General features: G+C 72.4%; 11 protein-coding genes. 2 read left to right on the forward strand and 9 right to left on the reverse strand.

What is annotated here, in order from left to right:
* Window positions 1-8 precede the first annotated feature (8 nt).
* The 6 genes from DTL70_RS01485 to kdpF all read right to left on the reverse strand — a co-directional run bounded on the left by DTL70_RS01485 (window position 9) and on the right by kdpF (window position 8,208).
* Window positions 9-2,717: a sensor histidine kinase gene (locus DTL70_RS01485; protein WP_114019983.1), complete on the reverse strand. Its 2,709-nt coding sequence runs from the start codon at window positions 2,715-2,717 to the stop codon at window positions 9-11.
* A 56-nt stretch (window positions 2,718-2,773) separates the two neighbouring features.
* Window positions 2,774-3,541: an ABC transporter ATP-binding protein gene (locus DTL70_RS01490; RefSeq protein ID WP_114019984.1), complete on the reverse strand. Its 768-nt coding sequence runs from the start codon at window positions 3,539-3,541 to the stop codon at window positions 2,774-2,776.
* Between the two features lie 108 nt (window positions 3,542-3,649).
* A complete protein-coding gene (gene kdpC / locus DTL70_RS01495) occupies window positions 3,650-4,252 on the reverse strand; it encodes a potassium-transporting ATPase subunit KdpC (RefSeq protein WP_114019985.1) in 603 nt (200 codons plus the stop codon).
* 1 nt (window position 4,253) lies between these two features.
* Window positions 4,254-6,401, reverse strand: coding sequence for a potassium-transporting ATPase subunit KdpB (gene kdpB, locus DTL70_RS01500; protein ID WP_114019986.1), 2,148 nt, complete (start codon window positions 6,399-6,401; stop codon window positions 4,254-4,256).
* A complete protein-coding gene (gene kdpA / locus DTL70_RS01505; protein WP_114019987.1) occupies window positions 6,401-8,110 on the reverse strand; it encodes a potassium-transporting ATPase subunit KdpA in 1,710 nt (569 codons plus the stop codon). Before kdpA ends, kdpB begins: the two co-directional genes overlap by 1 nt.
* A gap of 8 nt (window positions 8,111-8,118) precedes the next feature.
* The gene (kdpF, locus tag DTL70_RS01510) at window positions 8,119-8,208 is read right to left on the reverse strand and encodes a K(+)-transporting ATPase subunit F (protein ID WP_114019988.1); all 90 of its coding nucleotides are present in this window, start codon (window positions 8,206-8,208) and stop codon (window positions 8,119-8,121) included.
* A gap of 239 nt (window positions 8,209-8,447) precedes the next feature.
* On the opposite strand from kdpF, the gene DTL70_RS01515 reads away from it, so the two are divergent.
* Complete coding sequence (locus tag DTL70_RS01515; RefSeq protein ID WP_114019989.1) at window positions 8,448-9,668, forward strand: IS110 family RNA-guided transposase; 1,221 nt, start codon at window positions 8,448-8,450, stop codon at window positions 9,666-9,668.
* 419 nt (window positions 9,669-10,087) lie between these two features.
* Here the strand turns inward: DTL70_RS01515 and DTL70_RS01520 are convergent, their stop codons facing one another.
* The 3 genes from DTL70_RS01520 to DTL70_RS01530 are packed head-to-tail and all read right to left on the reverse strand — an operon-like array spanning window position 10,088 to window position 12,142.
* Window positions 10,088-10,882, reverse strand: coding sequence for a DUF3710 domain-containing protein (locus DTL70_RS01520; RefSeq protein WP_114019990.1), 795 nt, complete (start codon window positions 10,880-10,882; stop codon window positions 10,088-10,090).
* A 1-nt stretch (window position 10,883) separates the two neighbouring features.
* A complete protein-coding gene (dut, locus tag DTL70_RS01525) occupies window positions 10,884-11,495 on the reverse strand; it encodes a dUTP diphosphatase (RefSeq protein ID WP_114020035.1) in 612 nt (203 codons plus the stop codon).
* A 44-nt stretch (window positions 11,496-11,539) separates the two neighbouring features.
* A complete protein-coding gene (locus DTL70_RS01530) occupies window positions 11,540-12,142 on the reverse strand; it encodes a PaaI family thioesterase (protein ID WP_114019991.1) in 603 nt (200 codons plus the stop codon).
* A 57-nt stretch (window positions 12,143-12,199) separates the two neighbouring features.
* Between DTL70_RS01530 and DTL70_RS01535 the strand changes: the two genes are divergently transcribed.
* On the forward strand, window positions 12,200-12,667 hold the full coding sequence (locus DTL70_RS01535; protein WP_114019992.1) for a DUF3093 domain-containing protein: 468 nt from the start codon (window positions 12,200-12,202) through the stop codon (window positions 12,665-12,667).
* The last annotated feature ends 4 nt before the right edge of the window (window positions 12,668-12,671 follow it).

The following is a 12,671-nucleotide window of genomic DNA, read 5'->3' on the forward strand; positions in this document are numbered from 1 at the left end:
TGTGGCGCTCAGAATCCGGAGCGTTGCGGCTGCTGCCGTGCCCCGGAGCGCGGGTGGTGGGGCGCTGTGCCGGAGCGCGGCGGCTGGAGCGGCGCACCGGTGCGCTGTGCGGCGTGGCCGGGCGCGGCGTGCGCGGGCGTGCGGGGGCGTGCGGGGGCGCGGCCGTGTGCCGCGCGGAGCGTGAGCACCATGGTCATCCCGCCGCCCGGGGTGTCCTCGGCCTCCAGGCTGCCGCCCATCGCCTCGGCGAAGCCGCGGGCGACGGCGAGGCCGAGGCCCACTCCCGCGCCGCCCGGCGCGTCCCCGTAGCGCTGGAACGGCTCGAAGATGCGGTCCTTGTCGCTGTCGGGGACGCCCGGGCCGCGGTCGGTGACCCGTACCTCCACCCGGTCTGCCAGCGCGCTCGCCTTGATCAGCACTTTCTTGCCGTCGGGGCTGTACTTGACCGCGTTCTCCACCAGGTTGGCCACGGTCCGCTCCAGCAGCCCTGGATCGACCGCGACCAGCGGCAGCGCCTCGGCCACGGCGAGCCTGACGCTGCCCTCGGGAACGCCGCCCAGCGCCTTGGGGACGACCTCTTCGAGGCTGATGTCCTTGATGAGGGGGCGCACCGTGCCGGTGTGCAGGCGGGACATGTCCAGCAGGTTGCCGACGAGGTTGTCCAGCTTGTCGGCGCCCTCCTCGATGGCGCCCAGCAGCTCCGCCTCGTCCTCGTCGGACCACTGCACGTCGTCGGAGCGCAGCGAGGAGACGGACGCCTTGATGGCGGCCAGCGGGGTGCGCAGGTCGTGGCTGACGGCGGCCAGCAGCGCGGTGCGGATGCGGTTGCCCTCCGCCAGCTCGCGCGCCTGTTCGGCCTCGCCCAGCAGCCGCTGCCGGTCGAGGACGCCGACGGCCTGCGCGGCGAAGGCGGCGAGCACCCTGCGGTCCTCGGCCGGCAGCACCCGGCCTGAGAGCACGAGCATCATGTGGTCGCCGACCGGCATGTCCGTGTCGCCGTCCTCGGGGCCGGCCGGCGGCTCGCCGCCGGCGACCGCGCCGACACTGCCCGCGCACGTCCACGGTGCCCGTTCGTCGGCCCGCTCCAGCAGGGCCACGCAGTCCATGGCGAACGTCTCGCGCACCCTTTCCAACAGCGCGTCCAGGCTCGGCCCAGGGCCGCCGTGCTCCTGCTGCGCCTCGCCGCGCAGAACGCTGCCCGCCAGCACGGAGAGGATCTCCGACTCGGCGCGCAGCCTGGCGGCCTGCTGGGTGCGGCGGGCCGCCAGGTCCACCACCGAGGCGACGGCGGCGGCCACTCCGAAGAAGACGGCCAGCGAGACGATGTTGCGGCCGCTGCTGATGGTCCAGGTGTGGACCGGATCGGTGAAGAAGTAGTTGAGCAGCGCCGAGCAGACGGCGGCCGAGACCAGCGCGGGCAACAGCCCGCCCACCATCCCCGCGGTCACCGTCAGCACCAGGAAGAGCAGGACGTCGTTGGCGAAGCCGACGTCCGGTTCGAAGGCCAGCATGAGGAGGGCCAGCAGCGCGGGGGCGCCGAACGCGGTCAGCCATCCCGCGACGACCCGGGCCCGGCCCAGCCGTGCCGCCCGCGACACCGGCAGCCCCCGGCCCCTGGCGACCTCCTCGTGGGTGACGATGTGCACGTCCAGGTCCGGGCCCGAGTCCCGCGCCACGGTCGCGCCCACACCGGGCCCGAAGACGTACTGCCAGGTCTTGCGGCGCGAGGAGCCGAGCACGATCTGGGTGGCGTTGACGCCCCGTGCGAACTCCAGCAGCGCCGGGGGGATGTCGTCCCCAATGACGTGGTGGTAGGTGCCGCCCAGGTCCTCGACGAGCGAGCGCTGGACGGCCAGCTCCTTGGGCGAGGCGGAGGTGAGGCCGTCGGCACGGGAGATGTGCACGGCAAGGATCTCACTGCCCGAGCCCTTGGCCGCCATGCGGGCCGCGCGCCGGATGAGGGTGCGGCCCTCGGGCCCGCCCGTGAGTCCGACGACGATGCGTTCGCGGGCCTGCCAGGTGGAGCGTATGCGGTGCTCGGAGCGGTACTGCTGGAGGTACTCGTCGACCCGGTCGGCGGTCCACAGCAGCGCCAGTTCGCGCAGCGCGGTCAGGTTGCCGGGGCGGAAGTAGTTGGAGAGCGCGGCGTCGACCTTGTCCGGCGCGTAGACGTTGCCGTGCGCCATGCGGCGCCGCAGGGCCTGCGGCGACATGTCCACCAGCTCGATCTGGTCGGCGCGCCGCACCACCTCGTCGGGCACGGTCTCGCGCTGCCGCACCCCGGTGATCGACTCCACGACGTCGCCGAGGGACTCCAGGTGCTGGATGTTGACGGTGGAGACCACGTCGATACCGGCGGCCAGCAGCTCCTCGATGTCCTGCCAGCGCTTCGCGTTGCGCGACCCGGGCACGTTGGTGTGCGCCAGCTCGTCCACCACGGCGACGGCGGGGCGGCGGGCCAGCACCGCGTCCGTGTCCATCTCGGTGAGCTGGGCGTCACGGTGGGTCAGGGTGTGGCGCGGCACCTGTTCGAGGCCGTGCAGCAGCGCCTCGGTGCGCGACCTGTCGTGGTGCTCGACGAATCCGACCACCACGTCGGTCCCCCGCTCCACGCGGCGGTGCGCCTCGGCCAGTACGGCGTAGGTCTTGCCGACCCCGGGCGCCGCCCCGAGAAAGACCCGCAGCTGACCCCGGTGCGGCTGGGCTCCCAACGACATGCCCCCATTGTCACCGCTGCCGCCGTCTTCCCCTCCTCCGCGTGTCGGCTACGGCGTCAGGGTTCCGTAAGGATCGTGGGGCCTGAGCCCGCACCACCGGGCCTGGGTACGGCCCGCGACGGGTCGGACGCCGCCGCACGGGACTGGTCCTTCAGGGTGCCGTCGGCCAGCTCGACCACCCGGTCGGCGAGGTCCAGCAGGGTCGCGTCGTGGGTGGCCACCAGGGCGGTGACGGGTTCGCTGTCCTCACCCTCGCCGCGGACGACGGCGCGCAGCAGTTCCATCACGGCGTGCCCGGTCTCGGCGTCGAGCTGGCCCGTGGGCTCGTCGGCCAGCAGCAGCGCAGGGCGGTTCGCCAGCGCGCGGGCGATGGCCACCCGCTGCTGCTGGCCTCCCGACAGCTCTTCGGGGCGCTGCCTGGCGTGGTCGGCGAGCCCGACCATGGCGAGCAGCAGCGCGACGCGTTCCTCGCGTTCGGCCACCGGCAGCCTGCGCATCCGCATCGGGACGCCGACGTTCTCCGCAGCCGTGAGGACGGGCAGCAGGGCGAAGGACTGGAAGACGAAACCGATTCGGTCGCGGCGCAGCGCCAGGTTCTCGCTCTCGCCGAGCGTCGCCAGATCGGTGCCGTCCAGGGCGATCCGCCCCCCGTCGGGCGCGTCCAGGCCGCCCACCAGGTTGAGCAGCGTCGTCTTGCCCGAGCCCGAACGGCCCCTGACGGCGACCAGTTCACCGCGCGCGACGGTGAGGGAGACGCCGCGCAGCGCGTGCACGGCGGTCGGGCCGCGACCATAGGTGCGGTGCACCTCTGTGAGCTCGACCATGGGGTGTGTCAACGCGTCACCTGTGCGTGTGGGTTCGGGGCGTGGGGGTCGGCTGGTCGCGCGTCAGTATGCGGGGGTTCGGGGCGGGTGGCAAGGGGCGAGGCCGGCTCAGCGAGCGGCGGCCGCCGCCTTCCGCACCGCCACGTTCAGCTTCAGCACGTTCACCCGCGGCTCGCCCAGGAAGCCGAGGTCGCGGCCCTCCGTGTGCGCGTCCACCAGTTCCCGGACGGCGCCCTTGGTCAGATGGTTGGCCCGCGCGACACGGGAGGTCTGAATGCGCGCGTACTCCGGTGAGACATCGGGGTCGATCGCGGATCCTGAGCCGGTGACGGCGTCGGGCGGGACGGCGGCGGTGGGCACGCCGTTGTAGTCGGCGACCGCCTGCCGGTTTTCGCGCACCGTCCGCACCAGCCGCGGGTCGCTCGCCCCCAGCTGCCCGGAGCCGGTGGCGCGCGGGTCGTAGTCGGAGTGCGAGGGCCTGCCGTGGAACCATTCGCGGCCACTCCAGCGCTGGCCGACGAGCGCGGAACCGACGTCCCTTCCGTCCGCGCGTACGGGGGTGCCGTCGGCCCGGTCGGGGAAGGCGGCCTGGGCGATACCCGTCACGGCCAGGGGGTAGAGGAGTCCGCAGACGACGGTCAGGACGAGCAGCGCACGGCACGCGGCCCACGCGAGCCTTCCCGTCCTGCGCGGGGAGAGGGTGGCCGTCATGTCAGTTCACTCCCGGGATGGCACTCAGCAGCAGGTCGATCAGTTTGATGCCGACGAAGGGGGCGACGAGCCCGCCCGCCCCGTAGACGGCGAGGTTGCGCCGCAGCATGCCAGCGGCGCTCAGCGGCCTGTACCGCACACCGCGCAGGGCGAGCGGGACGAGGGCGACGATGATCAGAGCGTTGAAGATGACCGCGGAGAGGATCGCCGACTGCGGTGAGGCAAGCCGCATCAGGTTGAGCGCGTCCAGCCCCGGGTAAGCGGTGGCGAACATCGCCGGGATGATGGCGAAGTACTTGGCGACGTCGTTGGCGAGGGAGAACGTCGTCAGCGCCCCGCGGGTGATCAGCAGTTGCTTGCCGATCGCCACGATCTCGATGAGTTTGGTGGGATCGGAGTCGAGATCCACCATGTTCGCGGCCTCCTTGGCGGCGGAGGTCCCGGTGTTCATGGCGACTCCGACGTCGGCCTGGGCGAGCGCGGGCGCGTCGTTGGTGCCGTCGCCCGTCATGGCCACGAGCCGCCCCGAGGACTGTTCGCGGCGGATGAACGCCATCTTGTCCTCGGGTGTGGCCTCGGCGAGGAAGTCGTCGACGCCCGCCTCCCCTGCGATGGCCCGGGCGGTCAGCGGATTGTCGCCGGTGATCATGACGGTCCTGATGCCCATGCCGCGCAGCTCGGTGAAGCGTGCGCGCATGCCGTCCTTGACGACGTCCTTGAGGTGGACGACGCCGAGCACCCGCGCGCCGTGCGCGTCCTCGACGCCGACGACCAGTGGGGTGCCGCCGGCCTCGGCGACCTCCCGCACCACGCGGTCCACCTCGTCTCCGGCGCCCCGGGCGCCCCCGGCTCCCCCGGCGCACTGTTCGACCCAGGCGCGGACGGCGGAGGCAGCGCCCTTGCGTACCCGTACGAGGCGGCCGTCCTGCCCTTCGAGGTCGACGCCCGACATCCGGGTCCGGGCGGTGAACGGCACCCAGACGGCGCCCTTCAGCCCGCCCTCGTGGCTGCCGCGCAGCCCGTGGCGCTCCTCGGCCAGGGCGACGACGGAGCGGCCTTCGGGGGTCTCGTCGGCGAGCGAACCCAGATGAGCGGCCTCGGCCAGTGCCGCTTCGGTCGCACCGCCGACGGGGACGAAGGCGGTGGCGCGGCGGTCGCCGAACGTGATGGTGCCGGTCTTGTCGAGCAGCAGTGTGGACACGTCCCCCGCGGCCTCCACGGCGCGCCCCGAGGTGGCCAGCACGTTGCGGCGCACCAGCCGGTCCATACCGGCGATGCCGATGGCCGACAGCAGCGCCCCGATGGTGGTGGGGATGAGGCAGACCAGCAGCGCGGTCAGCACCGTGAGGGACTGTTCGGCCCCCGCGTAGCGCGCGAACGGCTGGAGCGTGACGACGGCGAGGAGAAAGACCACGGTGAGCGAGGCCAGCAGGATGCCGAGCGCTGTCTCGTTCGGCGTCTTGCGCCGGGCCGCACCCTCCACCAGCGAGATCATCCGGTCGATGAAGCTCTCGCCCGGCCTGGTGGTGATCGCCACGACGATGCGGTCGGAGAGCACACTGGTGCCGCCCGTCACGGCACAGCGGTCGCCGCCCGACTCGCGGATGACCGGGGCCGACTCGCCCGTGATGGCGGACTCGTCGACGGAGGCGACCCCCTCGACCACGTCGCCGTCCCCGGGGATCACGTCCCCGGCCTCGCAGACGACGCGGTCACCCACGCGCAGCGCGGCTCCGGACACCGTCTCCTCGCCGCCCTCCTCGGTCAGCCGCCGGGCGACGCTCTCGGTCCTGGTCCTGCGCAGGGAGTCCGCCTGGGCCTTGCCGCGCCCCTCGGCGACGGCCTCGGCGAGGTTGGCGAACAACACGGTCAGCCAGAGCCAGCAGGTGACGACCCAGCCGAACCACTCGCCCGGGTGGCGGACGGCGAGCACGGTGGTGACCACCGAACCGACCTCGACCACGAACATCACGGGCGCCTTGGCCATCGTCCGCGGGTCCAGCTTGCGCAGCGCCACCGGGAGCGCGCGCACCAGCAGGCGCGGATCGGACAGCCCACCGCCTGCCGGGCCACCGGGCGGGGCAGCGGCCTCGGCCGTGCCGGGCGCCGCGGGGGTCTGCGGGGGGCGGACGCGGGTTGTCGTACTCATCAGGAGAGTCCCTCCGCGAGCGGCCCCAGAGCGAGGGCCGGGAAGAAGGTGAGCCCGGTGACGATCAGCACGGAGCCGACCAGCATGCCGGAGAAGAGGGGTTTTTCGGTGCGCAGGGTGCCGGCCGTCGCGGGCGCCGGAGCCCGGCGGGCCAGCGATCCGGCCAGGGCCAGCGCGAACACCATGGGCAGGAACCGGCCCAGCAGCATGCACAGGCCCAGCGTGGTGTTGAAGAAGGGGGTGTCGGCGCCGAGCCCGGCGAAGGCGCTGCCGTTGTTGTTCGCGGCGGAAGTGTAGGCGTACAGCACCTCGGTGAAGCCGTGCGCGCCGATGTTGGTCATGGCTTCCTCGCCGTCGGGCAGCGCCATGGCCAGCGCGGTGCCGCTCAGCACCAGGGCCGGGGTGACCAGGAAGGAGCAGGCCGCGCAGGTGATCTCACGGGTCCCGATCTTCTTGCCCAGGTACTCGGGGGTGCGCCCGACCATGAGCCCGGCGAGGAAGACGGCGACGACGGCCATGACCAGCATGCCGTAGAGCCCGGACCCCACGCCGCCCGGGGCGATCTCGCCGAGCATCATGCCCAGCAGCGTCGCGCCGCCGCCGAGCGCCGTGAACGAGTCGTGGAAGGCGTTGACGGCACCCGTCGAGGTCATCGTCGTCGACGCCGCGAACAGCGCGGAAGCGCCCTCGCCGAACCGCTGTTCCTTGCCCTCCATGGCGCCGCCGGCCGCTTGCGCGGCGGTGCCCGGGTGCGCGAACTCCGAGGCGGTGACGGCCAGGACGGCACCGAGCCACAGGACGCCCATCGCGCCGAGGAGGGCGTACCCCTGGCGCACGTTGCCTGCCATGGTGCCGAAGGTGCGGGTGAGCGAGAACGGGATGACGAGGATGAGGAAGACCTCCAGCAGGTCGCTGAGGCCGCTCGGGTTCTCGAAGGGATGCGCGGAGTTGGCGTTGAAGAATCCGCCGCCGTTGGTTCCCAGCTCCTTGATGGCCTCCTGCGAGGCGACGGGCCCGCCCGGTATGTGCTGCGTCGCACCGGAGAGGGTGTGCACCTCGTGCGCTCCGGCGAGGTTTTGCACCACACCGGTGGCCACCAGCGCGAGCGCGCTGACGAAGGCGACGGGCAGCAGGATGCGGACGACGCCGCGTACCAGGTCGGTCCAGAAGTTGCCCAACTCGCCGGAGCGGGCGGCTCCCTCGTGGGCGCGGGCGGCCCCCTCCCGGGACCGAGCGGAACGGTGGACGAATCCGCGTACGACGGCGACGGCGACGGCCATGCCCACGGCGGCGGAGACGAAGTTCTGCACCGCGAGGCCGGTCAGCTGCACCAAGTGTCCCATGGCGGACTCGCCCGCGTAGGACTGCCAGTTGGTGTTGGAGACGAACGAGGCGGCGGTGTTGAACGCCTGGTCGGGGTCGATCGCCTCGAAGCCGAGCGAGAGCGGCAGCTTGTCCTGGAGGCGCTGGAGCGCGTAGAGGAGCAGCACCCCGGCGGCGGAGAAGGCCAGCACCGCGCGCAGGTACGCGGCCGGGCGCAGCCGCGCGTCGGGGTCGACGCCGACGCAGCGGTAGAGGCACCGCTCGATACGCAGGTGCCTGGGCGAGGTGTAGACGGCGGCCATGTAGTCGCCGAACGGCCGGTGGACCAGGGCGAGCGCTCCGACGAGCGCGAGCAGTTGCAGTGCGGTGGCGAGGATCGGGCTCATCTCGGTGCTCAGAACCTCTCCGGGAAGAGGAGGGCCGCGACGAGGTAGCCCAGCAGGGAGACGGCCACGACCAGTCCCACGGCGTTCTCGGCGCTCATTAGAGGACCATCCCTTCTGCAGCCCTCTTCGGTAGGGTTGTGACCTCTCGGTCCCGGCGGGTGCATGGCTTGTGGCGCGAGCCATTCGATGGCCACTGTGAGTTGTGCCAGCCCCGCCGGGCCGAGGCCGTCTGATCGGCATCAGGGACACGCCCCGCAGAGGGCCGATTAATGAGCTCCCGGCAGACGTCCTCACCACCGGGCAGGTGCTCCGCGCACGACACAGGAGTACTTCTTTCGTGTACATCGGATGGGACTGGGCGACCGAGACCCACGACGTGACGGTCATGGACAACACCGGCGCACGCGTGGCCCGCTGGGAGTTCGCGCACACCGAGGAAGGCATCGCCAGGACGCTGGCCAAGCTCGCGAAGCACGGCAGCCCGGCGGACCTGCCGGTAGCCATCGAGACCACCCGCGGCCTGGTCGTGGACCGACTGCTCCAGGCCGGCCACCCGGTCGTGCCGGTGCACCCGAACGCCTTCCATGCGATGCGCCCGCGCTGGGGCGCATCCAAGGCCAAGACCGACGCGGGCGACAGCCTCAAGCTCGCCGACTACCTGCGCACCGACGGGCACTTCCTGCCCCGTCTTGAGCCGACCGAGCAGGCCACGATGGAGCTGCAGGCCCTGACCCGGCAGCGGGCCGACCACGTCGCGGCCCGCATCGCAGCCGTCAACCAGCTCGCCGCACTGCTGGACATGCACTGGCCCGGCGGCAAGGCCGTCTTCTCCAGCCTCGACAGCGACATCGCCCTGGCGTTCCTGGACCGCTGCCCGACACCGGCCTCGGCCGCCAAGCTCACCGCCGGACGGCTGGAAGCCTGGTGCAAGCGCCACAGCTACACCGGCAAGCGGCCCGGCAGCGTCCTCATCGAACGCCTTCGCTCCGCTCCTCAGCCGGCTTCCCGGCTCGGTGAGAGCGTGATCGAGCAGCTCGTCCGGGTCCAGGTCCAGCTGGTCAAGAGCATCAGGGCGACGATCCGGGTGCTGGACTCGGCCATCGCCGACGCCGTCGCCTTGCACCCCTACGCGCCGCTCCTCGCGACCATGCCCCGGATCGGCACGATCAACCTGGGGCAGATCATCGGCGAGATCGGCCCGATCCTGGAACGCTCCCGCACCAGCGAGCAGTTCATCGCCGAGACCGGTGCCGTTCCCGTGACCCGGGCGTCGGGCAAGTCCCGCGTGGTGAGCTTCCGCCACGCGGCCAACCGCCGTGCCCGACTGGCCATCGTCGGCTACGCCGACAACAGCCGACACGCCAGCGACTGGGCAGCGAAGATCTACAACAACGCGCGAGCGGACCGCAAGCGCCATCCCCACGCCGCCCGCATCCTCGCCCGCGCGTGGCTGCGTGTGATGTGGGCCTGCTGGCGCGACGGAACCTGCTACGACCCCGACACCCACCGAGCCAACAACAAGATCAAAACCGATCCCGAGGCGGCTCTGGCGGCATAGAGGTTGACTCAGGGAACTCACAGCCTGTCCACCCCCCTGGCGATGAGGGCCACCAGTGCGAAGACGGCGAGGGTGGCGGCGACGAAGGCCAGATCGGCCATCGCGTGCTCCTAGGTGAGTCGGTACGTGCTGACCCACTCAGACAAACCCCTGTTCGGGGCGTACACCGGCTCCGTTGACACCCCTCATACGCGCCCCCGCACGCTCTTGACGAGCCCCATACGGAGCCGCCGGGACGGCGCACACGGAAGCACTGGGGCGCGCCCATACAGAGCCGCGCGGAGAGAAGCGCCGGTGCGCGCAGGGAGAGGCTCCAGTGCGCGCCGGGGGCGAGGTGTCAGGGGGAACCGGACCCGCACACGACGGCGGCCGGCGCCCTTTGCGGGGGCCGGCCGCCGTCGAACGACAGGTGGAGGGGGTCAGCGCACCTCGGAGATCTCCGGACCGCGCTGGAGCTTGTCGAGGCCACCCGCGAAGCGGGAGCCCTCCTCGACCGTCTCCTGCTGCACCCCGTCAGGGACCATCTGCGCGTCCTGCGGCAGCTTGAGGACGATCGGGTCACGGGGCGCCATCGGGCCCTCACCGCGCACCACCACGGCGTCGCGGAAGATCTGCTCCAGCACGCCCGCGGCCTCCGGCTGCACGGCGCCCTGGCCGGAGATCACACCGCGCAGGAACCAGCGCGGGCCGTCCACGCCGACGAAGCGCACGACCTGCACCCCGCCCGTGCCGTCGGGCAGCTGCACCGGCACCTGTGCCCGCAGCTCCCAGCCCAGCGGGCCGTCGACCGCGTCGATGACCCCGCCCTGCTGGGTGATGCCCGAAGCGATCTCCTCACGCACCTCGTCCCAGATGCCCTCACGCTTGGGCGCGGCGAAGGCCTGGAGCTGCACGGCGCTGTCCTGGAGCACGACGGTCGCGGCGACGATCGCGTCACCCGCGACCTCGACCCGCAGCTCCATGCCCTCGACACCGGGGATGAACAGGCCGCCGAGGTCCACCCTGCCGGAGCCGGGGTCGCTGACCTCGTCGCTGTCCCAGGGGCCGTCGGGGCGGGGCGCCGGGGGCAGCTTGACCCTGGTCTCGTCCGACGCGGCCTCGTCGGCCTCCGCGGCGTCGGCCGGTTCGTCACGGGCGTCCTGCTCCTGTTCCGTCTCGAACTCGTCCGAGGTGCCCTCAGGCTCTTCGCTCTTCTTGCGACGACGTCCGAACACGTCACTGTCCTCTCAGGTCGGAAGCTCGATCAGCACCGACCGCAACGTAATCCTTCTGCTGTGCGGCTGTCTGCGGGGTGTCGCGGGGTTCCTCGGGCGCGGCGGCGGCCCGCCCGGCGGGACGGGCCGCGTGGCCGCCCGTCGAGCCGAACCCGCCCGCGGCGCGCGCTGAGCCGGGCAACTGGTCGACCTCGCGGAAACGCACCTTCTCCACCTGCTGGACAACGAGTTGGGCGATACGGTCGAACCGCTCGAACCGCACGGACTCGCGCGGATCCAGATTGGCCACGATCACCTTGATCTCCCCACGGTACCCGGCATCCACCGTTCCCGGTGCATTCACCAACGCGACGCCGCAGCGGGCCGCGAGACCGGACCGCGGGTGGACGAAGGCGGCGTAGCCGTCCGGGAGAGCGAGGGAGACGCCCGTCGGCAGCACGGTCCGCTCCCCCGGCGCCAACTCGGCGGCCTCGGTGGTCACCAGATCGCACCCGGCGTCGCCGGGGTGCTGGTAGGAGGGCAGGGGCACGTCGGGGTCCGTACGCCGGAGCAGCACCTCGAGAGGCCGCCGTACGCCGCCGACAGCCCCGGGTACCTCGTCAGCGCCCGGCAGGCCGTCGGCCCCGGGCGCCTCGTCCCGCAGGAGATCTTCGTCTGTCACGGGTTCACCTCGAAGGCGCGGGCGCGCCTGACCTGGTCGGGGTCGTCCATGGCCGCCTGGATCTCCTCGCTGCGGCCGTTGTCGATGAAGTGCTCGACCTTCACCTCGATGAAGACGGCGTCGGCGCGTACGGCCACCGGCCCGTCGGGGCCGCCTATCCGGCCGGTCGCGCCGCAGTAGATCTTGCGCCCGTGCACCGCGGTGACCCGCGCGTCGAGGTGCAGCACGGTGTCGACCGGGACGGGCAGCAGGAAGTCGGTCTCCAGCCGTCCCGTCACGGCGATCACGTGCATCAGCCAGTTCAGCGAGCCGAGCGTCTCGTCCAGCGCGCTCGTCAGCACCCCGCCGTGGGCGAGGCCTGGAGCGCCCTGGTGCGCGGGCTTGACGGTGAACTCTGCGGTGACGCTCACGCCTTCCCCGGCGCGGGCCTCCAGATGCAGGCCGTGCGGCTGACCAGCGCCGCAGCCGAAGCACATGTCGTAATGGGCGCCCAGCACGGTGCCCGGGGCGGGGGCTTCGGCATGACGGACCGGTGCCACGGCGTCGGGCGGGGGCACCAGCGAGGTCTTCGGTGAACCGGGGGGATTGACTGCACTCACGGGTGCAGACCCTACCGCCGTGCGGGGGCCGCCGGGACGCCGTGCCAAGCTGGAGACATGCCTCCCGCCCCCGCGCCCTACGACGAACGCCTGACCGCTCCCCGTTCCTGGTGGCTGATCGCCGCCGGAGTCGGCGTGGGCTGCGCCCTGATGCTCTTCCCCTTCGGCGTGCTGCCGCTGCTGTGCGGGCTGGTGGGCGGTGCCGCCCTGGCCGCCGTGTGCGTGAGCGCGTACGGCGGCGTACGGGTGCGGGTGGTGGCGGGGTCCCTGGTGGCGGGCGAGGCGAAGATCCCGGTCACCGCGCTGGGCGAGGCCGAGCCGCTCGACGAGGAGGAGGCCCGCGCCTGGCGCACGTACAAGGCGGACACCCGCGCGCACATGGTGCTGCGGGGTTACGTGCCCACGGCGGTACGGATCGAGGTCACCGACCCGGAGGATCCGACACCGTACGTGTACGTCTCCACGCGTCACCCTCGGGAGCTGGCCGCGTCGCTGCGTGCCGCCCGGGAGACCGCGCGGCCCTGAGAGC

This window comes from Streptomyces diacarni, from assembly GCF_003323715.1.
GTDB classification, from domain to species: domain Bacteria; phylum Actinomycetota; class Actinomycetes; order Streptomycetales; family Streptomycetaceae; genus Streptomyces; species Streptomyces diacarni.